Genomic DNA, 24,012 nt, shown 5'->3' with positions numbered 1-24,012 from the left:
GCTTGACCCGCCCACGGACTCTTTTCTCGACATGCAGCAAATCAATTTCCGTTTCGATGGCCGCCATAAGGCGCTCCAGGCGGGTGCCGATATCAAGCGTTTCCAGAAGTTCCTGCTTGTCATCGACTTTTAACGACATATGAGCGGCAATTGTATCCGCCAAGCGGCCAGGTTCTTCGATACCGGTAATTGAGCCCAACACTTCTGGGGGGATTTTTTTATTCAGTTTGATATATTGCTCAAACTGAGACATGAGAGAACGCATTAAAATCTCAATTTCCTTTTCATTTAATGCTTCGCTGACATTTTCGAGCAGATCAAGCTTCGCTACAAGATGGGTATCTTCCAAATGATAATCGGTTACACGGGCCCTTTGATCTCCTTCGACCAGCACTTTGACTGTGCCGTCAGGTAATTTCAGCAATTGAAGGACGCTGGAAATCGTTCCCACATTAAATAAATCTTCAGCGCCAGGATCATCATTTGCCGATTTTCTCTGGGCAACCAGAAAGATTTGTTTGTTGTTGACCATGGCGGCTTCCAGAGCCTTAATCGATTTTTCACGGCCAACAAAAAGAGGGATGACCATGTGAGGATATACAACCACATCCCGCAATGGTAAAACAGGCAAGCTTAAATCAAGCTCGCTTTTTTGCACCAATTCATTTTCATTCGCCATTATGTTCCCTTATTCTAATGCTAACCCTATGAGAGCCATTGTTCCACGAATTTGTTGCAAATACCTTAATTTGAGGCTTAAAACGCAGAGCCCAACTTCGCCTGAAGTTGGGCGCGGATAGGCCTTGCTCATAAACCAATTATTCAGCGCCGCCTACAGCGGTATGTTTGGTTTCCTGGCCGTAGATTAATATTGGCTTGCCGGTGTTCACCACGCTTTCGTCTACAATGACGCGACTCACCCCTTCAAGCGAAGGTAATTCATACATGGTGTCTAAAAGAATATTTTCAATGATGGAGCGCAACCCCCTCGCGCCAATTTTTCTATCCAGAGCTTTTTTGGCAATTAATCTCAACGCTTCTTCGCGGAACTCAAGTTCCACATTTTCCATTTCAAACAAGGCGCAAAACTGCTTAACCAATGCGTTTTTTGGTTTGGTCAGGATAGTAACCAAGGCGTCTTCATCCAGCTCATGCAGTGTTGCGACAACAGGCAATCGACCCACAAATTCAGGTATCAAGCCGTATTTTACCAAATCTTCAGACTCAAGAGAGTCCAGCAACCTCTCGGCTTTTTCATCCTTTCGCTTCAGTTCTGCCGAAAATCCGATTCCTGATTTATCGCTGCGCTCGCGGATGATTTTCTCAAGCCCCGCAAAAGCGCCGCCGCAGATAAACAGAATGTTTGATGTATCCACTTGTAAAAATTCCTGCTGCGGATGTTTTCGCCCGCCCTGTGGGGGAACAGAAGCAATCGTTCCTTCAATCAATTTTAACAAAGCCTGCTGAACCCCTTCTCCAGATACATCGCGGGTAATTGAAGGATTGTCGGATTTGCGGGAAATTTTATCGATCTCATCGATGTACACAATGCCCTGCTGCGCTTTATCAATGTCATAATCACATTTCTGCAGCAATTTCTGTATGATATTTTCAACATCTTCACCAACATACCCAGCTTCGGTGAGCGTGGTCGCATCAGCCATGGTAAACGGGACATTCAGCAGGCGTGCCATTGTCTGTGCCAGCAAGGTTTTTCCGCTTCCAGTAGGACCGATTAACAAAATATTGCTTTTGCCAAGCTCAATCTCGTCACGAGATTTATGGCGCAACCGCTTGTAGTGGTTATAAACGGCAACAGACAGAACCTTTTTGGCGTGGACCTGGCCTATCACATACTCATCCAAAAACGCGGAAATTTCTTTGGGCGTGGGCAGACGAGTTTCCGCTTCTTCTTGTACATCCTGTGTTTCTTCCCGGATAATATCGTTGCAGAGCTCAACACACTCATCGCAAACAAATACCGAAGGACCTGCAATCAGTTTCTTCACTTCATGTTGGCTCTTCCCGCAAAACGAGCAGTATAAAACCTTGTCTCCGCCACTGCTGTTATTTTTACTCATCTACAAACCCCTTTTTACTAATGAATTTACTATTCTCTAGTAAAATTTTAGTCAATTCGAAATTTATCGCCAATTGAAGAGAGGCGCTGAAAACGAAAAGGAGGGGCTTGAATCCATCTTTCGGCAGATTCCAGACCCTGTAAAATTCGAATTCAAATAGTTCTAAAGAATTTTATTGTTACGCACCGCTTTCATCAGCCATTTTTCCAGCTGTGGCTCTATCATAAAGAACCCTGTCCACCAGGCCATAATCTGCTGCCTGCTGCGCGTTCATAAAGTTGTCACGCTCCGTATCGCGCATGATCTGATCAGGCGTTTTGTTGGTATGTTTCGCCATAATGCTGTTTAAACGTTCCCTCACCGCTAAAGTCTCCCGGGCATGGATTTCAATATCTGTTGCCTGGCCGCGATAACCGCCTAAAGGCTGATGGATCATCACGCGCGCATTTGGGAGACAATACCGTTTGCCAGCCGCTCCTGCGCATAACAGCAAAGCTGCAGCGCTTGCAGCCTGGCCAATGCATAAAGTACTGACATCAGGCTTGATAAACTGCATTGTATCATAAATAGCAAGCCCGGCCGTCACAACCCCGCCAGGGGAATTAATATAAAGCGATATGTCTTTATCCGGATTTTCTGATTCTAAAAACAGCAATTGCGCGACCACCAGGTTGGCCATATGATCTTCTACTTCACCCAATAGAAAAATGATTCTTTCTTTCAGCAACCGCGAATAGATATCATATGAGCGCTCACCTCTTGAAGTTTGTTCGATCACCATGGGAACCAGCCCGCTGGCGTTTCGTATCAGATTTTCTGGGTATTCGCGCATGTTTTAGGCTCCTTGTTCAGTTTCCTTTTTAGGATTCATCACATCTTCATATTCTTGCTTAACCTCAGATATTTTAGCATCCGCCAAAATTTTTTCTGCAACCATATCTTCCATGACCATAGCCTCAACTTCCGCCATACGTTCCTTATCACCCTGATACCAGGCCCGCAACTCATCCGGATTTTCATAAGCATTGGCAAATTTATCAATCATTGCCTCAACACGGCCTTTATCAACAATCAACTCATGTTTTTTGACATATTCGGAAAACAGCAGGCCTAAATGCACGCGTCTTTTTGCCTGATCTTCAAACAAGGAACGTGGAAAATCAGGAATTTTTTCATTGTCATGATGTTTTGGTCCAAAGATACGATGAAACATCTCATGTTTCAAATTATCAATTTCCCGATCAATCAAAGCATTAGGAAGTTCAATAGGATTTTTTTCCACCAATTTATTAAATGCCCGCTCACGATTTAAAGCGCTGAGGCGGCGCTCCAATTCACGCTCCATGTTTTCTCTGATATCCTTTTTTAATGCCTCGATTCCGCCTTCTTTGATGTTGAATTTTTCTGCGAAAGCATCATTTAACTCAGGCAACTGTCCTTCTTTCACAAATTGAACCTGAACTTTAAACACAGCATCTTTACCGGCTAAATCCTTATGGCCATAATCTTCGGGAAACCGGACCTTCAGATCAAATTCCTTCCCTTGCTCCGCTCCAATCAGCCCTTCCTCAAATCCAGGAATCATGCTGCCGGAGCCAATGACAACTGAATAGTCTTTTGCTTTGCCGCCTTCAAATGCTTCACCATTGATAAAGCCTTCAAAGTCAATTGTAACCTTGTCGCCTTCTGCCGCGGCACGGGAAACTTCATGCCATTCTTTGTTTTGTTCACGAAGCTTTTCCAACATTTCATCAACATCGCTATCGGTCACCGTTGCGCGAATTTGTTCTACTGTATCTTCGCTGTCCAATTCATTGATGGTGAATTCAGGAAATATTTCAAAGACCGCGCTATAGCGGAAATCCTTGCCTGCCTCTATCTCGAGGGGCTCCACAGAAGGGTAGCCTGCGGGCACTAAATCTTTCTCTTTTAAAGCTTCGTGCAATGTGGATTGAATCATATCTCTTGCAACTTCTTGCCGCACAGAATCAGAAAATCGCTTTTTGACAACATCCATAGGCACCTTGCCTGGGCGAAAACCAGCTATTTTCACTTTTCGAGCAAGATCTTTGAGACGCAGGCTCACTTCTTCCTCTACTTTTTCGGTTGGTACCGAAACAGTTACTTTACGTTCCAAACCATTCAAGGTCTCAACAGAAACTTGCATCTATTCACCTCTTGAAATTATTTATACTGGAAATGGTGCGAAAGGAGAGACTCGAACTCTCACGGGCTTCCCCACTGGAACCTAAATCCAGCGCGTCTACCAGTTCCGCCACTTTCGCAAACAGGGTGGAATTATCAAACAGCAGGATTGTCTTGTAAAGACTTGGGATGCTTTGTGAAATAAAACCGCACATCCGCTTTAATGTACTGGGGTGAGCGATGGGACTCGAACCCACGACAACCGGGATCACAACCCGGGGCTCTACCAACTGAGCTACGCCCACCATATATTCATACCATAGTTAAACAGATACCGCTTGACGTTTGGCACGCCCGGCAGGATTCGAACCTGCTACCCTCGGCTTAGAAGGCCGATGCTCTATCCAGATGAGCTACGGGCGCAATAAGCATACCCTGCAGTTCCGAGGGTACATTGGTCGGGGTGGAGAGATTCGAACTCCCGACATCCTGCTCCCAAAGCAGGCGCGCTACCAGACTGCGCTACACCCCGCGAACCCATCCCAAGGACAGAGCGAGCATAATAACCGCACTTGGTAATGAGGTCAATAATCCTTCATGCAATTTTTTAACAACCCCAGCTATTGCCATGCATAATGAAGGTGTGTACCTTTATATAAACCACGGATTTTTTGCAGTTGAATGTTCAATAAAAGTCACTTGATAAGCCTGTTTTTGCTGATATTCACATGGAGTGAGGTTTCTGCCCAAACCTTGCAGGAAGCCATTCAGCAAACAATTACCTCCCATCCCGAAATACTGCAAAATTTTGCTCAAGCTGCTGCCGCACAACAAAGTATAGCAGAAGCTGAGGGTGCTTATTATCCTTCCATTGATATTAATGCAGGTTACGGGCGTGAAATGACCGAAAGCCCAATTACCCAAGATCTGGAGGGAGACAGTAAAATTACTTTAAACCGGCGTGAGTTCAGTGTTGCATTAACTCAGAATATTTTTGCCGGCGGCGGTATTGTAGGCGAGGTCAAACGCAACCTGTTTTCTTTTCAGTCGCAACATTTTAAAACACTAGGCGTTGCAAACGACCTTGCCCTCACCGTCACTGAAACCTATTTAAATGTCATTTTACATAAAAAGCTTGTTCTGCTCGCAAAAAAAAATTTAGCCGTACATAAGCGTTTGCTCAACTTAATTGAGGAACGAAGCGAGGCAGGTATTTCAAGGCAAGCCGAGCTTGATCAAGCCCAGTCCAGGCTTGAGCTTGCCAAAGCCAATCTGATTACCGCGGAAAGCAATTATGAGGAAGCCAAGATTCGTTTTAAAAAATATGTTGGCTGCTGGCCTGAAAATCTTGTGGAACCCAATATCCCAGACAAGGATGCGATCCCGCCCACAGCAGACCAGGCAATCCATAAAGGCTTGCAGAATCACCCTTTTATTCATTCCGCACAAGCAGACATCAAAGAAGCCCGTGCCCAGCATCAGGTTGCCAAGGCGGGGTTTTATCCCAAAATTGATGGTATTTTGAGCGCTTCCAGAAATCGGAATCTGGATGGACTTGAAGGCAGGAACAACGATAATCTCGCAATTATTCGTGGAAGCTATAATGCCTTCAGAGGCGGCAGCGATCTGGCCAACAGCAGAAAAACTGCATTTTTAGTCCAGGAAGCATTGGAAATTCGCAACAACTCCATTATTGATTTAAAAGAAGCCATCCGCCTTTCCTACAACGCCTGGCATGCGAGCGGCCTTAGAGTAACTGCTCTTGCAGCCTATGTGTTAAATACGCAAAAGACAAGAGCAGCTTATTTTGAACAATTTAAAATTGGCCAACGTTCATTCCTCGATTTGCTCAATACACAAAATGAAAAATATAAAGCGGAAATTGACCACCTGCAGGCAATCAATGATGAACTGTTTGCGCGTTATCGAATTTTAAACAGTATTGGTTGCCTGATACCTTATCTTAGCCGGACTTCTCCCATAAGGATTCCGCAAAAAAGCAATTTTTTTACTAAATAAACAACACCAGGCCCAAGAAAACATATCCCCAATACCAACCTTCACCATGCGCCATTTAAAACAAGTTGAGCTACACTAAAGAAACATTCTCTTTCTTCGGCAAATCCTATTCCAACAGATGCAAATCAATACCTCAAACAATCAATTCACCGCATTTGTTATAAGAGGATGTTTTTTATTGTTCCTCCTGCTAAGTTATAACTTATATGCCGCCAATTCGCTCAACAATAAGCTTCATGGATTTAATGGGGATGAATTAACAGCTGTTCCGGGTTCAAAAAAACGCATTGCTGAATGGAAGGCCATAATCAATAGACAAAATCCTCAAAATACACAAAAATTATTGGAACAAGTGAATACTTTTTTTAATCGACTTGCCTATATACCGGAAGAACCGCAAGATTCTGTTGATGTGTGGCTCACACCTTATGAGTTTTTAGCCGCGGGAGGCGGAGACTGTGAAGAATTTGCGATTGCCAAATATTTTACCCTTGTGGCCATGGGAGTGCCTGAACAAAAGCTACGGATTACTTATGTCACAATTATGACTCATAATCAGGCACATATGGTTTTAGCTTACTATGAAACACCAGATGCTGAACCATTGATTTTGGACAGCCTGGTTAAAGAAATTCTACCGGCATCCAAACGTTCCGATCTTTTACCGGTTTACAGCTTTAATGCCGAGGACGTCTGGTTATATGAGAACAGAAAAATGGCAATACCTTATGGAAAGGCAAGCAGTTTAAGCAAATGGCAAGCGCTGATTAAGCGTTTTCAATTACAAGGTGGAATTTAAGTGACATTATCGAAACAAACTTTAATGATTGTAATCGGTGCCTTGATTGCGCTGTTTATTGGGACTTTTTTTATTACTGTTTATCAATCCAAATTATACTTTGAAGAACAGTTACAACGAAATGCCCAAGATACAGCAACGTCTCTGGGGCTCTCGCTGTCTGAACAGTTTGCCAAGCGAACCGATACAGCAACGATACTCGGCAAGGTAAATGCTGTTTTTGACAGAGGCTACCTAAACAGTATTGTTGTTACTGATATCAATGATAAAATCCTGGTTGCGCGCTCGCAAAAAGAAAGAAAAGCCATCGTTCCGCAATGGTTCCGTAATCTAATACCGATTCAGAATGCAAAAAAGTCCGCTTTGATTCTAAGCGGCTGGCAGCAAGTCGGTAAAGTCACTGTGCAAAGTGACAGCGATCTCGCTTTTCTTGCGCTATGGCAAACCACCTTAAGACTGTTCTTTCTTTTTCTTGCCTTGATGCTCCTCATCACCCTCATCAGCGTGCTCTTAATCAAAATTACCTTCAAACCCTTAAAGCGCATCACCCAACAAGCCCGAGACATCGGCCGTAAGAATTTTTATGAGCTAAAGCCCCCTCCCCGATTAAAAGAGTTAAGGGAGCTTTCCGATACTATTAATAACATGGTCAGGAAGTTAAAAGGTTTTTTTGATCAACAGATTCAAGAGATAGACCGGCTCAGAAAAAAATCTTATCAGGATAACTTAACCGGCTTGGGCAATCGGCGCTATTTTTTTCAACAACTGAATCATCTGCTTTCGAGTGAAGAAGATTTTTTTCCGGGACATATGCTTCTGATTGAATTGGCCGGAATGGCGTCATTTAATTCCCTGCATGGATATTTTGAAGGCGACCAGGTCATTAAAATCATTGCTGAAAAGCTAAATCATGTCTTACAAAATAAAAAGGCAGATATTAGGGCACGGCTTGACGGCCCAAAATTCGGCATCATTATTCATGAAACACATGAGGATGTTGTTGAGGCCCTTATAAAAAATTTGTCCACGCAATGCAATGAACTTCTGCGGGAAAAAGCGCTGACATGCAATATTGGCGCAGTTAATTTAAAATTCGCAGAAGATCCTTCACAACTATTAATCCGTGCAGATCAGGCACTGCGCAAGGCAAGCCAGCAAGAAGATGAGCGTTATTTTCTAGACAGCAAAACTGCAGCCAAAACCCGTCCAGGCAAGGAATGGCAGGCTCTGATCAAAGACGCCTTGAATAACCACAAATTTTTTATCTATGCACAACCAGTACAATCAAATATCGGAATTTATCATAAGGAATGCTTCCTCAGATTGCAGGTTAATCATGAAGAAATATCAGCACGTGAATTTATGCCATTGGCCGAAGCATATGATTTAAGTTTTGCAATTGATCAATTTATGTTGCAGAAAATCTTATGTCTTAATGTGAAGGAAAATCTGGCGGTTAATTTGTCTGCTGCGACAGTAGGCATACCCAAGAATCGCCTGGCCCTTATCAATCTGATTCAGGAAATTCCGCCAGAGCGGCTTGCAAAAATACATTTCGAACTCAGTGAACATTACCTAACCCGTGGCCAAAAAGAAACTAAAATATTGATTACAGAGCTTACCCAATTGGGCGCCAAGGTTGGCCTGGACAGGGTTGCCGCAACATTAACATCCTTCAACCACTTGAAAAATTTAAACTTGAGTTATCTAAAGTTAGACGGCAGTTTTGCGAATGATTTAAAAAATAACATGATAAAACAAGAGCTAATCATGAACTTGCTGGCCATCTGCCGCAATCTCGACATCACGCTGATTGCCACAGCGATTGAAAGCGAGAGCCAGCTTCAACATTTCAAAGACTTGGGTATTACCCATTATCAGGGGCATTATGTCCAAAGCCCTGTGCAGATACAAAAATAAGCTATTTTAAACCAATCAGTACATTGGCAGCGCTTTAAATTTTTCCGCGACAGCAATTATTTGTTTTATTTTTAGGCTTTTTAGTCAAGATTTTTACTAAATACTTGCTATACTCTATGTAGGATGTGGTATTAATGTAGGGTGAAAGATGTGGCTGCTATAGTTTCTAAAGCGGTGTTTTTTGCTTTGCCCAAAAAGACAGCAACGGCAACTCCGCTGAACTCTCAAAACATTGCAGATTTTATAGCGGGGGGATACTGGCTTTTTCCATCAACCTTAAATGATCAGATCTATTACCAGATCTTTAAAGATTTTGCGCTGGATCCAAACGGCCGGTACAGCCTGGAACTTGGTGACGGCGTCATATTATTAAGTGAAAAAAACATCGACTTAAGCCTGATACTGCCCCCTACCGCTGCCGGCGAGGACGCAAACCCAATTCTATCTTACGTAAATGGTTCTGAAGTATCCAGCGAGCTTGTGTTTATTGAGTTCATCAATACGCTTGGGCAGGTTGAAGTAGGTTTTGATACGCGGGCTTCCTTTAAACCTTTCGCCTATGATCTGGTTCCCGAAGAATTAACGACTTATGCTCTTCGTTTTGCTTTTCCTGACGGCATCATTTCAAGCCCTTCGCTTTCTGTGCCAACAATTCCTTCTGCTCCTCTCATTCATCTCGCCGCGGATACGGGCATCAGCAACACTGACTTTATTACCAATAACGGCTCCATTATCGTCAGCGGGCTAAATCCTAATGCGACTTGGCAGTATTCTGTTAATAATGGACCATGGATTACAGGCAACGGTAACAGTTTCGTCTTGCCCGAAGGCGAATATAAAGAAGGGGCAGTAAAAGTAAGGCAAATCAATTCAGAGGGAAACATCAGCAATACGAGTTCCTTAAAACCAACTGTCATCGATACCACACATCCTGAAATCAATATCGAGGTAAATCAGACAACTGAAGATAACATCGTCAATATCCGTGAAGCAGGCCGCGACATCACCATCACAGGCACTGTGGCCGGCGAGTTCAATGAAGGCGATACCGTCACGTTAACTGTCAACGGCAAGGAATTCCAGGGCGCTGTCAATGCAGAAGGGCTTTTCAGCATCGCAGTCCCCGGCCGCGATTTGGCGGCAGACGCCAATTTAACCATCGAAGCCTCCATCGCCACCGAAGACCGCGCGGGCAACAAAGCCACAGCCAGTACCGATCATACTTATAGCATTAATTACGCGCCTGAAACGATGGAGGATTTAGCTCATGTGTTTGAAGGTGATGATTTAATTGGCAGTAATGTACTAAGTAACGATACAGATCAAAACAGCTCAGATATTCTGAGCGTCAGCCTGTTTTCCGCCAACAGCAACGGCAGCGGCGCTGAAACTGCAAATGGCAGCAATACAATTACGACCTTGCTTGGCGGCACAGTCACCATGAACGCTGACGGCACATATACCTACAGCGCGCCAAAAAGCGTTAACAATATAAACGGCGCAGATGTAGTTGATAGTTTTTATTACAAAGCATCAGACGGCTACAATGAATCAGACTGGACAAAAGTTACCATCAATATTCAAGATACTTCGCCCACTGCAAACCCGAATGAAGCGACAGTTGCATACCAGGGCAGCGTGTCCGGCAATGTAACGACAAATGATCTCTTCGGTCAGGATACGGCGCAGTTACAATCAGTCACGTATAACCACATCACCTATGATCAATTTGTTAATGGCCAATTAACCATAAACGCGGCAAATGGGGTTTTAACCATACATCAGGATGGAACTTATACTTACCAATCCAATGCCACTTTACCGCGAGCAGAAATCACCGTTGGGGGCAGCGGCGGCTTATCTAGCTGGGATGGCGTCACTTTGCATGGTTTTTATCTGGGCGCTACTGAACCCACCCCAAACAGTATCGGCTATCGTGAACATTATGGACTTTACATCAATTCGCCCGGCAGTGTAGATAATTCCAGGGAAATTGATTCAAGAGCTGTAGGCGATACATTCAAAACAGAAAAAATTGTCGTTGAGTTTGACGTGAATGTTACCGAAGTCACTGTTGGGGCGCGCGATGTACAAAATCACGACAGCATCCATTGGATAGCGTATGATGAGAACGGAGACGAGGTCGCAACCGGCATCTTTACTGGAGAAAACTCTGCCCCTGGTAACGACCATACATATACTTTTACCATTACGGCTTCCGAGGCATTCCGTTCAGTTGCCTTCATGGGCCATGATGGCAATGACGATTTTACCCTTTGGAACATTAAATATATTCCTGCTGAGGCCAATCAGGATGTACCTCCTGACGTATTCACCTACGTTTTAGTCGATGCTGACGGCAGCACGTCTCAGGAAACAACCTTAACCATCACTCATGACAGTACATTGGGTACTACAGCGGTCAGTGATGAAAGCTCCGTATTTGAATCAGGATTACCGCAAGGCACAGAAGCAGGAATCGCATCCATCGTTGCCTCTGGCAATTTGCTGGCAAATGATGAAAATGTCACCCCTGATGCTGCTATCAATGAAATCAGTTTTAATGGTAACACTTTCGCGCCCGTGGATGGTGTGATTACGATAGACACCCCACTTGGCATATTAACCGTCTACACAGAAGACAGCGTTGACGGCCACAACAAGGGCGATTATGAATACACCCTGCAAAATGCAAGTAACGAGGGTGATCATGTTTCTGAAGCCTTTACCTATCAGCTGATTAACAGCAGCACCGGCAACGCCAGCAGCAGCGCCTTGACTATAAACATTGCCGATGATGCGCCTCGCGGCCAGGATATTCATGCCTCACTGAACAAAGAAGGTTCAGCTTTAACCATCAATATGACTTTGGTCATCGATGTTTCCGGCAGTATGAATGAAATCGACAGCGGCGAAACGGCAAGCCGGCTGGAACTTGCAAAACAATCGCTGGAAGAGTTAATCCGAACAGGGGATGAAGCAGGAACCATCAATATCAAGATCATCGCTTTTTCTACCATGGCGGCCAATTCTGGATGGTTTGTCAATAACATTGAAGCCGCCATTGATTATTTAAATCTATTGCAAGCTAACGGCTATACCTATTATGACAATGCCTTGCAAGAAGTCATCAGCAGCAATGGCGCGCCTGAGCCCTCTGCCGATCAGCACCTGTTGTACTTTATTTCAGACGGGGAGCCAACCAATAACCACAGCATAGCCAATGGCAATTTAACCTACAATGGATATGAAGATACCGAGGCTTGGGAGCAATTTATCACGGACAGCAGCATTGATAAAGCCTTCGCGGTCGGCTTTGCCGGCGCCAGATCCAGCGCGCTGGAACCTGTGGCCTACCCGAATGGTGAAGATGGCGGTGAAGTCATCATCATCGATTCCGCCAGTGATTTGGCAGACGCGCTGATTAATTCCCTGGTCGACCATGTGCAAACAGGAACCGTTATCAATACAGAAAATGCCAGCGCTGAGGGATTCATCATTGGCGCAGATGATGCCGGCAGCCATATTCAATCGATTATGATTAATCATGTAGTTTACGAATTTAATCCTGCCGAGCCGGAAATTGAGGTGGCAACCGGAATAAAAGGGGCGACCTTAACGTTCAACTTCCTCACCGGAACCTACCAGTACACGGTCGACTCAAATGAAGAAATCATTGCTGCCGAAACATTCCCCATAACTTTGGTAGATGGTGATGGCGATGAAAAAACAATTCATTTAACAGTCCAAGTCAATTATGAAGCAAGCATTGACGCCAACCGGGACACCATCATTACCAATCTTACAGAAGGCAGCCTGAATTTTGATGCCAGTGCTTTATTAAATAATGATGCAGGCATTACCAATGATGTCTTGATCAGTCAGGTTAATAACCCTAAAGGCGGTACGGTGAGCCTGAATAATAACATGATCCAGTTCAATCTGAACGCACAATACAGCGCGAACGATTTTAACAATACACAGTATGCCAAGATTGTGAATGAATCGGAAAATAACAATACGAAGCTGAATGCGGATGAGATTAGCCGAGGCAGTTTTAAATCAAATGGCTTGAACAATTACAGCATGACCTACCGGGGAGCTGTATCATCCAATGATGCCGACTGGTTCATGCTAAGCCTTGCGGCCGGCGAATTGGTCCACATTGATTTAAACAATACCGCCTACAATATTGATATATTTGCCTATGATGATAATGGCAACCAGCTAACACAGATTTTTGATTATACTTTCAGCTCATATTATGGAACTTATGGCATAACGAATGGTCTTTTTGCCGTCCAGGAAGAGGGCAATTATTATTTTCAAGTAGCAAAAAATTCAGGTTCATCCCTGAATTATGAGGCTAATATAACCATTGACACCAGCAACGCCCAATATCAAGGCTTTGATTATACCGTCAATGATCATAACGCTGTAGAAATAAGCGCCCCCGTCAACATCATTGTACAGGAAGGCAATGAGTTAACTGGCAGCGAGGCTTCAGAGATCCTCATTGGCAGCGACGGCGATGATATGATTAATGCCGATGGCGGCGATGATGTCCTCTTTGCGGGACTTGGCGATGATATTTTGCATGGAGGGGACGGCAACGATACATTATTTGGCGGTGAAGGCAATGATACGATGACTGGCGGCGATGGGCAAAACACTTTTGTATGGAAAGCAGGTGATGACGCAGGAGGCTCCATCGACACCATCACCGACTTCAAACTGGGTCAAAACGGCGACGTTCTCGATCTGTCCGATTTGCTGGTTGGGGAAAGCAATACCGCAGAAAGCCTCGATGCTTACCTCAATATCAGTTACGACAATGCCAGTAATACCTCAACCGTCAGTGTCAATCCAGATGGCAGCGCAAGTTTCAGCGCTACCCAGGCAATTGTTTTGTCTGGCGTGGACTTAACAGCGGGCGGTACCTTGCAAACAGACCAGGCAATTCTTGATGTCCTGATTAACAACGGTAATATCGTCACAGACGGCGGCTGAGACCATATTCAATCCGCAAACAAAATTTTGCCTAAGGATAGGGAATCAGATTCAAAACTAATTCACCCGAGCTACCGCTCGCGCAAGGCTTCTTGTTTGGCTTTAAGAATGGGTTTTAATAGATAATCAAGCACAGATTTTCTGCCTGTTAAAATATCCACGGTCGCCTGCATGCCTGGAATGATGTATAAAGGACGCGCCTCGGTTCCCAGATAATTCTTTTTCGTGCGCACCCGAATCAGATAATAGCTTTCTTCCTTTTTGTCATTTTCATCCACAATGGTATCGGCGCTGATCTGTTCCACTGTGCCTTCAAGCCCGCCGTAGATAGAAAAATCATAGGCACTTAGCTTGACCATTGCTTTCTGACCGGGATGGATAAAGCCAATATCAGCAGGCTTGATTTTTGCCTCAATCAGTAAGGTATCATCAAGCGGCACAATCTCCATAATATCCATGCCAGGTTTGATCACACCCCCTATGGTATTGACCTTGACCTGCTTGATGATTCCTTTCACGGGAGACCTAATGGTGGTTCTTGTAACCCTATCCTTGTGCGCCTGAATTTCTTCCTGAAGCCTTTCGTATTCTGCCTTGGCTTCGTTATAACGCTCCAGGGTTTTGCTGTTGAACGCATATAGTTTTCCTTGCAACTCACTGACTGTACGTTCAAGGCGCAATACTTCAACAGGAGAAGCCGCGCCCTTCTTAACCAGAGGCTTGGTCATTTTAAGTTCCTGTGAGGCAAGCTCTATATCGCGTTGCAACTGATTTTTTTCATTCTGCCGGGCTTTATAAAAAGCTGTTTCTGCTGCAACCAAACCCGGATTTAGTTCGGCAATTTCCTGATTAAATACTAAGGGTTCATTGCTGATTTCAGCTTGCAGCCGGGTCAATTCTATCTCTACATCCTGAAGTTTTTTCTGTAATTCATTATATTTTGACCGGAATAATGTGGCATCGAGCCGCATTAACACTTGCCCTTTTTCTACCATATCTCCCTGTTTTACCAGAATATCTTCGACAATGCCGCCCTCAAGATTCTGAATCACTTGTACCTGGCTTGAAGGAATGACTTTGCCCTCACCGACTGTGACCTCATCAAGAATTGCATATTTTGCCCAAATGAAAAAAACAACCAGACATAACACAATGGTCCACATAATAAGGTGGGAAAAAAGCTTTGTACCTTTTAATGTTTGTGGATTACTGTCTTCAAGGATTCCAATTTTTCTATTTGACCGAATCGGCATTTACCCTCACCACCATTTAAAAATTACCGATTAACTGACAGGCCGTTTCTTGTCTTTATGCGCTTTTAGTCCGCTACGCAACGCATGCAAAACGGCTTCTTTAGGGCCATCTGCTACAATACGGTTGTTGTCTATGACAATGAGCCTGTCGACCAGATCCAGCATGGATGCTTTGTGTGTTATTAATATAAGTGTAGTATCTTTGCTCAAATATTCTTTTAATTTTTTCCTAAGCAGTGCTTCACTGCCATCATCCATTGATGCAGTAGGTTCATCGAGCAGTAAAATTTTTGGCGAAAGCAGCAAGGCTCTTGCAATGGCAACCGCTTGTCTTTGGCCCGCAGACAGGCGAAATCCACGCTCACCGACTTGCCTGTCAAATCCCTCAGGGTGATTTTTGGTAAAATGCACCACACCTGAAATGGTCGCCGCTTTTAGAATTTTTTCATCATCAACGTATGGCGCGCCCAGGCGGATGTTATCCTTAACGGAGCCATAAAATAACACGACATCCTGCGGCACATAGCCAATCTGGCGCCTTAAATCAGCAGGATTAAGCTGTAGATAATCCGTGCCGTCCAGGTAGATACTGCCCTTATCTGGACGGTACAATCCCATAATGAGTTTGGCAATCGTGGATTTACCGGAACCAGTCCGCCCGATAATGCCAACGCGCTCTCCTTTCGTAATTTTAAAAGAGATTTGATTTAATACCGGAACAGTCTGTCCAGGATAGTGATAATCAACCTGCTTAAATTCTATATTCCCTTCTATATCCGGACGATGCAGGTAACTGGTAACGTCTTGAACATCCGTAGGTAATTTCATGACTTCACTGATTGATTTCAATGCCTGGGTTGATTGGTAATAGCGGGAAAAAATAGCCGCTACCTGCCCCATTGGCGCCAATGCGCGTCCGGCAAGTATTGTACAGGCAATCAAAGCGCCGACAGTCAGCTCGCCATTGATAATTTTATATACGCCAACAATCACGACCATGACGCTTGAAACCTGCTGGATTAACATAGTCATATTGATGCTTGAATTCACCAGAAAACGAAGCCTTGCGCCAAGTTTTGCTGCCTCAATTACCGTTTGCTCAAAACGGGTCTGCATGGTACTTTCAGCGCCGCTGCTTTTAATTGCTTCAATGCCGGCCAGAGATTCAATCAAAGTTGCGTTTTTTTCCTGGCCAAGCTCATAAGCAGTTTTGGTCATGCGGGTTAACGGAAACTGCAGCAGATATCCCATGAGAAAGACAAGGGGCAGCGCGGCCAATGGAATCAAGACAAGGCTGCCGCCCAGGTAATAAATCACCAGAAGATATAAAAATACAAAAGGAAGGTCGACCAGTACCGTAATCGTAGTAGAGGCAATAAAATCTCTGAACGCTTCAAAAGACTGGATGGTATTGGCAAAAGCGCCCACAGAGCCTGGCCGCTCGCCCATTTGTATGCCAAGAATATGCTCAAAAATAATAGCAGATAACTGAACATCCGTTTTTTTGCTGGCAGCATCAATAAAATAAGCGCGCAGCGTTTTTAAAAACAGATCAAAAAGAAATACAATGGCAATACCGCTGGCAAGAACCCACATGGTTTCAATAGCCTGATTAGGCACCACCCGGTCATAGACGTTCATAATGAACAGCGGCACGGCCAAGGCAAAGAGGTTAATCAACACAGAGGCGGTTAAAACCTCAAGGTAAATCGGCCATGATTTTACCAATACCGCCCAAAACCAGTTTTTCGGCTTCTTCTTGACAGTCTCTTGCGCGCGGCGGGTAAAGCGGTAAAGCGGCTTTACAAATATGGCATAGCCCGCATAATTTTGCCGAAGTTTTTCCGTAGGCATGGTGACTTTGCCATGGCCTGTTTTATGCATCAAAATAACACAATGATCATCCTTTTTCTCCAACAAGAGGCATGCTTCTTCATTTGCCAGCAGCAGCACCGCAGGCAGCATTAACTCGTTCAAGTCATCGAAGTCGATTTTGTTGATTTCTGCCGCGAGATTCGCGCGTGCTGCTGCGCGTACAAATAATGCGGGAGTAAGCTTGTTATCCGCCAAGGGCAGGCGTTCGGTCAAAGCGGTGGCCGAGCAGGGAATGTGATAATACTTCGTCAAAAACAGCAATGCAGCCAGCAAGGGGTCTTCTGTATTCAAAGCTTCTTCTGAAATATCCCAGTCTTTCCCTGTCATTGGTTCCTCAGGTTTTTGAACTTTTTACCATACTGATTTTTTAAGCCCTCAATCTTCATCAAATAGTTTTGATACATCCTCAAACTGTTTACGAATTTTTTGCCGCGCTATCAGCTTTTCAATCACTGGCAATGGGAAATCCGTAATAGAAATCAAGTTCTTTTCCATCAGAATTTGAATTAAATCTTCAAGCACACGGATCAAATCCAGATCGGATTTTAAAAAAGAATATTGTTTTTCAAGGGCGCACTGAGTGAGAAACGCGATCACTTCCGCATCATTGTTGTCTAATGCTTCAAGCTCGCCATTCTTGTCATTTGCATAAATCGCGCAAATGGCATTATTGGGGTCGCGCTTGACAAATACCATTTTATTACCTTTTTTACCCTACTGTATTTTTAAAAGATAGTTTAATATTAAGCAGTTAGCAAACTAACTCCAAAAGAACCCAATCATGAAGCAACTGCTGCCCTTATTTGATAATGTCGACAACCTTCATAAAAATGCAGAAAACGCAATCCTGCCATCCCCTCAATATCATGCCGATTTTCAGCATACCCTTGATTTTCTTAAAAGCTACCGCGGAAGTCTTGGCACCTTCAACAGCTACCGGCGCGAAGTAGAGCGGTTATTACAATGGAGCTGGCACATCAATGGCAAAACACTTAAAGAATTGCGCCGTGAAGACATCGAGCAGTTCATACGCTTTTGTCAAAATCCACCGCAAGGCTGGATAGGATTAAAAAAAGTTCCCAAATTTATAGAAAAAGAGGGGAAGCGCATCCCCAACCGCGAATGGCGGCCTTTTGTCGCAACAGTGAGCAAATCAGCCCGCCAGGAAGGGCGCATGCCATCCCTTGAGCAGTTTTCCCTGTCACAAGGGGCAGTTCAGGAAATTTTTGCCATTTTAAGCACTTTTTTTAACTTTTTAATCGCGGAAGAATATCTCCCCTCCAATCCCGTGGCATTAATCAGACAGAAAAGCAAATTCATTCGCAAGCATCAGCAAAAAGCGCCGATCAGGCGGCTAAGTCTTGTGCAATGGGAAGCCGTGATTGAAGCGGCAGAACTGCTTGCTTTAGAATCCTCGGAAAAGCATGAGCGCACCCGCTTTATAATCAGCCTCTTATACGGCATGTATTTAAGAATTTCAGAACTGGCCGCAAACGAACGCTGGGTTCCAACCATGAATGATTTTGCCAAAGACAGTAATGGCGCCTGGTGGTTCACGACAGTTGGTAAAGGCAACAAGGAACGGCAAATTGCCGTCAGTGACGAAATGCTGAAAAGCCTCGCGCGCTGGCGCACTTTCCTTGGGCTTTCCCCACTGCCAACGCCGGCAGATAATTCTCCCTTGCTTCCTAAACTTCGGGGCACAGGCCCAATCAGTGACACAGCGCCAATTCGAAGGCTTGTCCAACAATGCTTTAATCTTGCCCAGGAAAAATTGCGCCGGATGAATAAACATGAGGAAGCCGATAATTTGGCGGCAGCAACCGTACACTGGCTCCGGCATACCGGCATTTCAGAAGATGTTAAAACCAGGCCGCGGGAACATGTCCGCGATGATGCCGGACACAGTTCAAGCGCGACCACCGATCGCTATATCGATGTAGAGCTTCAGGCCCGCTACAACTCCGCAAAAAAGAAAACCATAGTCCCAAATTCTTAACACCGGCAGCAGACCACGAAGTTTAGCGGATGTTCAAACGACGATCTTTGTGTAAGGCGCCACGCCTGTCCTAGGGAACAATCAACAGGATAACCGCCACAACCCATAAGAGAATGCTTGTCAAATAGGTATGCTCCCAGGGCTTGGGGATCATCTTCCGTTTTGCCAGAAGATGCAATATCCATATGGGAATATTGGCGATTAAAAACAGGAAGATGATTTGGGCAATGACTGTGGTTTCAAGGTGCAGGGGAGCGTTGATGCAATAAACCAGCTCGAGTATGAATTCCTTGCCCCTCAGCAGCAGCCAAAAAACCCAGTCCATATAATGCTCAATCAGCATGGAGACGATGATTATCGGAAGCAGGAGTCTTATCCAGTAAACTGAAAATAATTTTTTGATTATCCTTGCAAACTCATCAGAAAAAAATACCAAAATGGAGGTACCCAAAATTATCAATGCAAGTGTCAACAGCATGGATTACCCCTGTTTGATTTCCAGCTCTTCCCAACGCTCATAAAGCAGTGAAAGTTTTGTTTCTGCTTCTTCCAGTCGTTGCCTTGCCTCAGCTATTATTTCAGGACTTTGCTGGTAAAAAGCAGGCTCAGTCATTTCCAATTGCAATCTTTCAATGGTCTTTTCATGCAATTCAATTTGCTTTGGCAGCTGTGATAATTCCCTTTGTTCATTGTATGTTAGTTTATCCTGGTAATGTCTTTTATGAGCAACATCGGCTTTTACCGGGATTTTCTGTTGTTTTTTTACGAGTTGATACTCATCGTATCCGCCCGGGTATTCATTAAACCTGCCTTTGCCCTCGTAGACTAAAACGCTTGTTACCACATGGTTGATAAACATTCGGTCATGGCTGATTAACAATAGGGTTCCTTTGTAATCAACCAGCAAGGCCTCCAGCAATTCCAAAGTTTCAATATCCAAATCATTAGTCGGCTCATCCATCACGAGCAAATTAAATGGCTTGGCGAAGAGTTTTGCCAGAACCAAACGATTGCGTTCCCCGCCTGAAAGAACAGAGACCGGCTGATTAAACGTTTCAGGGGGAAATAAAAAGTCGCGTAAATAGCTTGCCACATGCTTTGATTTACCATTAACTGTGACAAATTCCGCCCCATCGGCAACATTGGCCATGACGGTTTTCTGTTCATCCAAATGACTGCGCAACTGATCAAAATAAGCGATGGCAAGATTTGTGCCATGGCGGATATTGCCCGAATCGGGCTTTAGCTCTCCCAGCAGCAAGCGCACCAGGGTCGTTTTACCACAACCATTTGGCCCGATAATACCCACTTTATCCCCGCGGGCCAGCAGTAATGAAAAATCATCCACAATGGACTTGCCCGCAATAGAATAATTTAGATGATTTGCTTCGATCACTAATTGACCGGATAGAGCCGTATCCAGTTTGGGCGATTTTATCTGTCCCTGGACTTTTCTTCTTTGCTTATATGCTTCACGCATGGCTTTTAAGGCACGCACCCTGCCTTCATTGCGGGTTCTTCTGGCTTTAATGCCCTGCCGAATCCATGCTTCCTCTTCACTTAACTGCTTGTCAAATAATTGATGCTGCTTTTCTTCTGCCAAAAGCCTGTCTTCCCTGCGCTTAAGATAGGTATCATAATCACAGTCATACGGATACAACTGGCCTCGGTCAATCTCTACAATCCGTGTCGCCACTCTTTTTAAAAACTCACGATCGTGGGTGATGAGCAAAACACTGCCTGAATAATTTTTCAAATAAGATTCCAGCCATTCAATGGCGTTTAAATCGAGATGGTTGGTCGGCTCATCCAATAACAATAAATCAGGCTCTGCAACCAAGGCAGCAGCGAGCAACACCTGGCGTTTTTTTCCTCCAGAAAGTGTTTGCATGCGCGCGTCAAGGTCAAGGCCAAGCCTGCTTGCCATAGATTCAATTTTGGGCAAAATATCCCAAGCGTGCAACCCATCAATTTGCTGCTGATAAAAAGCAATTTTACCTGCATCGTTCTCTTTGGAGTAAAAACGGAATTTTGCGAATATCTCACCGGTTTTTCCAAGGCCATCAGTCAGATAGTCATACACCAAGCCTTCATTGTTTTCTGGAATTTCCTGGGTCAACCCTGCAATACGCAAGCCCGAAATGATATGCATTTGGCCGCTGTCTGGAACAATTTGCCCTTGGAGCAACCGCAACAAGGTTGATTTCCCGGCGCCGTTCCGGCCAACCAGGGCAATGCGCTCTTGTTGCCCAATTTGCCAGTCAATCTCATCGAGCAAGCTTTTGCCAGCAATATTCAGGCGGATCCTGTGAAGAGAAATAATACTCATAAAAAATTAATTTTCAGGCAATACCATAATGGCATCCATTTCAACCTGTGAATTTCTGGGAAGTGACGCTACACCTATTGCTGCCCGCGCAGGATAAGGCTCATTAAAATAATGCGACATGGCTTCATTGATTAAAGGAAAATGATTTAAATCAGTGAGATAAACAGATAATTTCACAATATGCTTTAAACTGCCGCCGGCAGCCTCGCAAACCGCTGAAAGATTGTCAAGAACCTGTTTTATCTGCAAGCGGATTTCATCGCTGCACAATTGCCCGGTTTTAGGATCAAGAGGTATTTGTCCGGAAAGATAGACAACATTGCCGGTTGCTATTGCCTGACTGTACGTTCCGATAGCTGCGGGAGCCAATTCGGTTTGAATCACTTGCATCATCTAATCTCCATGTTTGTTTCGATAAAGGCGCAGCACCACCTTGTTGGCGCGCAAACGGCGCATCACGCGCGCGAGATGGGTCCGGTTACAGACGCTCAACGAAAAAGTTACGGCATTATGGCGCCCATCTCTCGGATCCACATTGATATTGCCTATATTGGACTCCGCTTCAGAAATTGCGGTAGCCAGCGCTGCAAGCACGCCGCGCTCATTAGTCACCTCTACGGTAATATCTACCCAAAATTCGCCTTGAACTTCCTCATCCCAGCGCAAGGAAATAAACTGCTCTGGATTGCTGCGTATTTTTTTAACGCTTGGACAGTCAATCGTATGGACAAGAATTCCCCTTCCCTGCTGAAAACGGCCAACAATATTATCGCCGGGGATCGGCTGGCAACACTCGGCAAAATGAACGACCATCCCTTCAGTTCCCTTGATGGCAAGCGGCCTGTTTTGCGCTGTTTTGACCAAATCGCCGCTCTCCTGGGCAGCGACCAGACGCTTGGCAATCACCATGGGCATTTGATTGCCGATACCCAGGGCATACAATAAATCATCAACTGATTTATAATTCAAATCGTTCATTAATGCCTGCAAAGATTCCTTCGGTATTTTCGCGTAATCACTGCCTAATTCAGTAAACGCCTGCTCCAGCAAACGTTGGCCAAGGGCAATGGATTCTGCATGTTGCTGGCTTTTTAGAAAGCTTCGAATATTGCTCCGGGCTTTCCCGGTGACCACAAAATTTAACCAGGCAGGATTAGGGTGCGCACTGGGGGCGGTAATCACCTCAACTGTCTGGCCATTGGTTAAGGGAATACTGAGCGGTACCAGGCGGCGATTGACTTTGGCCGCAACACAGCTGTTCCCAACATCTGAATGCACAGCATAGGCAAAATCAACAGGAGTTGCCCCTTTGGGCAATTCCATGATATCCCCTTTAGGCGTAAAAACATAAACTTCATCGGGGAAAAGATCAACTTTGACATGCTCGATAAACTCAAGAGAATCTCCGCTGCTTCGCTGCATTTCAAGCAGGCGCTGAACCCATTCCCGGGCGCGCAACTGCGCTTCATTGACCTCAAGCCCCGAAGATTTATAAATCCAGTGAGCCGCAACGCCATTTTCGGCTACATTATCCATATCATGAGTACGGATCTGAACCTCAAGAGGCACTCCATATGGACCAAAAAGCGTGGTGTGCAGCGATTGATAACCGTTAACTTTAGGGATGCCTATATAATCCTTAAAGCGCTGGGGAACAGGCTTGTAAGTTTGATGCAATGCGCCCAATACCCGATAGCAGGAATCGATATTGTCTGTGATAACCCGAAAGGCAAATACATCAGTTATCTCGGCAAAAGAAGCTTTTTTTTGCCGCATTTTACGATAAATACTGTATAAATGCTTTTCACGGCCGAAGACCTGCTCAAAGGGTATGTGAAGCTTGCTTAACGCTTCCTGCAGATCCTGTTCAATTTTCTGGGTTAGTTCCCGCCTGTTTCCACGGGTTTTTTCTACGGCTGACTTGATGGCCCGGTAACGCAAGGGATAAAGTGCTTTAAACCCCAAGTCTTCGAGCTCGGTATAAAAGGCATGCATTCCAAGGCGGTTTGCGATGGGTGCGTATATTTCCAGGGTTTCAATGGCAATTCGTTTTTTTTTTCCACGCGGCAGCACGCCAAGGGTGCGCATATTATGAAGTCTGTCAGCAAGCTTGACGATGATAACGCGAATATCCTTGACCATCGCCAGCACCATTTTCCTGAAATTTTCAGCCTGTGCCTCAGCCCGTGACTCAAACTTGATTTTGGTTAACTTGGTCACCCCATCTACCAGCGCCGTTACATCTTCACCAAATTTTCGGGTTAAATCATTTTTACTGAGCGTTGTATCTTCCACCACATCATGGAGCAAGGTTGCCATGATAGTCTGATAATCAAGACGCATATGGGCAAGAATCTGCGCTGCCGCTACCGGATGGCTGATGTATGCTTCACCTGAACGGCGCATTTGGCCTTGATGAGCTTTTTCTGCAACCAGATAAGCCTGAAAGCACTTTTTGATTTGCTCAGGCTTCAAGTAGCATTTAAGCTCCTCATGTAATGCCTTAAAATAGTTCACGCAGCGCTCCTGCATTTCCACCATGGAAAACCCTATTTATCTCAACAATATTATAACTATAGTCT

General features: G+C 44.7%; 16 protein-coding genes and 4 tRNA genes. 5 read left to right on the top strand and 15 right to left on the bottom strand.

The genetic code is table 11. The features are described 5' to 3' along the window. The 8 genes from Llon_RS11685 to Llon_RS02535 form a co-directional block, all read right to left on the bottom strand. Positions 1 to 679 (bottom strand): LON peptidase substrate-binding domain-containing protein (locus Llon_RS11685; RefSeq protein ID WP_237758237.1); only part of this gene is annotated, 679 nt, incomplete at its 3' end. A 139-nt stretch (positions 680 to 818) separates the two neighbouring features. Next, entirely contained in the window at positions 819 to 2,081 is a 1,263-nt protein-coding gene (clpX, locus tag Llon_RS02565; RefSeq protein WP_058528506.1) for an ATP-dependent Clp protease ATP-binding subunit ClpX, read from the bottom strand. A 178-nt stretch (positions 2,082 to 2,259) separates the two neighbouring features. Beyond that, positions 2,260 to 2,913: an ATP-dependent Clp endopeptidase proteolytic subunit ClpP gene (clpP, locus tag Llon_RS02560; protein WP_058528505.1), complete on the bottom strand. Its 654-nt coding sequence runs from the start codon at positions 2,911 to 2,913 to the stop codon at positions 2,260 to 2,262. Between the two features lie 3 nt (positions 2,914 to 2,916). After that, positions 2,917 to 4,248 carry a trigger factor gene (tig, locus tag Llon_RS02555; RefSeq protein ID WP_058528504.1) on the bottom strand — a complete coding sequence of 444 codons (1,332 nt, stop codon included), beginning with the start codon at positions 4,246 to 4,248 and terminating at the stop codon, positions 2,917 to 2,919. Between the two features lie 33 nt (positions 4,249 to 4,281). Then, positions 4,282 to 4,366 (bottom strand) — tRNA-Leu (locus Llon_RS02550). 89 nt (positions 4,367 to 4,455) lie between these two features. Beyond that, a tRNA-His gene (locus Llon_RS02545) sits at positions 4,456 to 4,531 on the bottom strand. A gap of 41 nt (positions 4,532 to 4,572) precedes the next feature. Further along, a tRNA-Arg gene (locus Llon_RS02540) sits at positions 4,573 to 4,649 on the bottom strand. Positions 4,650 to 4,681: 32 nt separating this feature from the next. Then, positions 4,682 to 4,758: transfer RNA gene (locus tag Llon_RS02535), tRNA-Pro, on the bottom strand. Positions 4,759 to 4,907: 149 nt separating this feature from the next. Here Llon_RS02535 and Llon_RS02530 point away from each other — a divergent pair. From Llon_RS02530 to Llon_RS02515, 4 genes are all read left to right on the top strand, one after another. Then, positions 4,908 to 6,245 carry a TolC family outer membrane protein gene (locus Llon_RS02530; protein WP_058528503.1) on the top strand — a complete coding sequence of 446 codons (1,338 nt, stop codon included), beginning with the start codon at positions 4,908 to 4,910 and terminating at the stop codon, positions 6,243 to 6,245. 178 nt (positions 6,246 to 6,423) lie between these two features. Beyond that, positions 6,424 to 7,044 (top strand): transglutaminase-like cysteine peptidase, encoded by a 621-nt coding sequence (locus Llon_RS02525; RefSeq protein ID WP_065238261.1) that lies wholly within the window; start codon positions 6,424 to 6,426, stop codon positions 7,042 to 7,044. Further along, positions 7,045 to 8,964, top strand: a complete 1,920-nt coding sequence (locus Llon_RS02520) for a bifunctional diguanylate cyclase/phosphodiesterase (protein WP_058528501.1) — start codon at positions 7,045 to 7,047, stop codon at positions 8,962 to 8,964. 150 nt (positions 8,965 to 9,114) lie between these two features. Further along, entirely contained in the window at positions 9,115 to 13,974 is a 4,860-nt protein-coding gene (locus Llon_RS02515) for a type I secretion C-terminal target domain-containing protein (protein WP_162261939.1), read from the top strand. Between the two features lie 71 nt (positions 13,975 to 14,045). Here Llon_RS02515 and Llon_RS02510 read toward each other — a convergent pair whose 3' ends face one another. Genes Llon_RS02510 through Llon_RS02500 form a run of 3 tightly spaced genes read right to left on the bottom strand, consistent with a single transcriptional unit; the run spans position 14,046 to position 17,798 of the window. Beyond that, a complete protein-coding gene (locus Llon_RS02510; protein ID WP_083503241.1) occupies positions 14,046 to 15,227 on the bottom strand; it encodes an HlyD family type I secretion periplasmic adaptor subunit in 1,182 nt (393 codons plus the stop codon). Positions 15,228 to 15,257: 30 nt separating this feature from the next. Then, positions 15,258 to 17,429: a type I secretion system permease/ATPase gene (locus Llon_RS02505; protein WP_058528499.1), complete on the bottom strand. Its 2,172-nt coding sequence runs from the start codon at positions 17,427 to 17,429 to the stop codon at positions 15,258 to 15,260. Between the two features lie 48 nt (positions 17,430 to 17,477). Continuing rightward, on the bottom strand, positions 17,478 to 17,798 hold the full coding sequence (locus Llon_RS02500) for a hypothetical protein (RefSeq protein WP_058528498.1): 321 nt from the start codon (positions 17,796 to 17,798) through the stop codon (positions 17,478 to 17,480). Between the two features lie 85 nt (positions 17,799 to 17,883). Between Llon_RS02500 and Llon_RS02495 the strand changes: the two genes are divergently transcribed. Continuing rightward, positions 17,884 to 19,101 carry a tyrosine-type recombinase/integrase gene (locus Llon_RS02495; RefSeq protein WP_058528497.1) on the top strand — a complete coding sequence of 406 codons (1,218 nt, stop codon included), beginning with the start codon at positions 17,884 to 17,886 and terminating at the stop codon, positions 19,099 to 19,101. 70 nt (positions 19,102 to 19,171) lie between these two features. Here Llon_RS02495 and Llon_RS02490 read toward each other — a convergent pair whose 3' ends face one another. The 4 genes from Llon_RS02490 to spoT are packed head-to-tail and all read right to left on the bottom strand — an operon-like array spanning position 19,172 to position 23,947. Further along, positions 19,172 to 19,579 carry a hypothetical protein gene (locus Llon_RS02490; protein WP_058528496.1) on the bottom strand — a complete coding sequence of 136 codons (408 nt, stop codon included), beginning with the start codon at positions 19,577 to 19,579 and terminating at the stop codon, positions 19,172 to 19,174. A gap of 3 nt (positions 19,580 to 19,582) precedes the next feature. Then, positions 19,583 to 21,430, bottom strand: a complete 1,848-nt coding sequence (locus tag Llon_RS02485; RefSeq protein WP_058528495.1) for an ATP-binding cassette domain-containing protein — start codon at positions 21,428 to 21,430, stop codon at positions 19,583 to 19,585. Positions 21,431 to 21,436: 6 nt separating this feature from the next. Continuing rightward, complete coding sequence (locus Llon_RS02480; protein WP_058528535.1) at positions 21,437 to 21,820, bottom strand: RidA family protein; 384 nt, start codon at positions 21,818 to 21,820, stop codon at positions 21,437 to 21,439. 3 nt (positions 21,821 to 21,823) lie between these two features. Beyond that, on the bottom strand, positions 21,824 to 23,947 hold the full coding sequence (spoT, locus tag Llon_RS02475) for a bifunctional GTP diphosphokinase/guanosine-3',5'-bis pyrophosphate 3'-pyrophosphohydrolase (protein WP_058528534.1): 2,124 nt from the start codon (positions 23,945 to 23,947) through the stop codon (positions 21,824 to 21,826). Positions 23,948 to 24,012 lie beyond the last annotated feature (65 nt).

The sequence above is a fragment of the Legionella londiniensis genome (genome assembly GCF_001467825.1).
GTDB lineage: Bacteria > Pseudomonadota > Gammaproteobacteria > Legionellales > Legionellaceae > Legionella_A > Legionella_A londiniensis.
The sequence above is the reverse complement of the archived record's forward strand: the minus strand, read 5'-3'. Positions and strand labels throughout refer to the sequence as shown.

Coding starts and splice junctions, on each gene's coding strand:
- clpX (WP_058528506.1), bottom strand. CDS start 2,081: ATGAGTAAAAATAACAGCAGTGGCGGAGACAAGGTTTTATACTGCTCG.
- clpP (WP_058528505.1), bottom strand. CDS start 2,913: ATGCGCGAATACCCAGAAAATCTGATACGAAACGCCAGCGGGCTGGTT.
- tig (WP_058528504.1), bottom strand. CDS start 4,248: ATGCAAGTTTCTGTTGAGACCTTGAATGGTTTGGAACGTAAAGTAACT.
- Llon_RS02530 (WP_058528503.1), top strand. CDS start 4,908: ATGTTCAATAAAAGTCACTTGATAAGCCTGTTTTTGCTGATATTCACA.
- Llon_RS02510 (WP_083503241.1), bottom strand. CDS start 15,227: ATGCCGATTCGGTCAAATAGAAAAATTGGAATCCTTGAAGACAGTAAT.
- Llon_RS02505 (WP_058528499.1), bottom strand. CDS start 17,429: ATGACAGGGAAAGACTGGGATATTTCAGAAGAAGCTTTGAATACAGAA.
- Llon_RS02500 (WP_058528498.1), bottom strand. CDS start 17,798: ATGGTATTTGTCAAGCGCGACCCCAATAATGCCATTTGCGCGATTTAT.
- Llon_RS02495 (WP_058528497.1), top strand. CDS start 17,884: ATGAAGCAACTGCTGCCCTTATTTGATAATGTCGACAACCTTCATAAA.
- Llon_RS02490 (WP_058528496.1), bottom strand. CDS start 19,579: ATGCTGTTGACACTTGCATTGATAATTTTGGGTACCTCCATTTTGGTA.
- Llon_RS02485 (WP_058528495.1), bottom strand. CDS start 21,430: ATGAGTATTATTTCTCTTCACAGGATCCGCCTGAATATTGCTGGCAAA.
- Llon_RS02480 (WP_058528535.1), bottom strand. CDS start 21,820: ATGCAAGTGATTCAAACCGAATTGGCTCCCGCAGCTATCGGAACGTAC.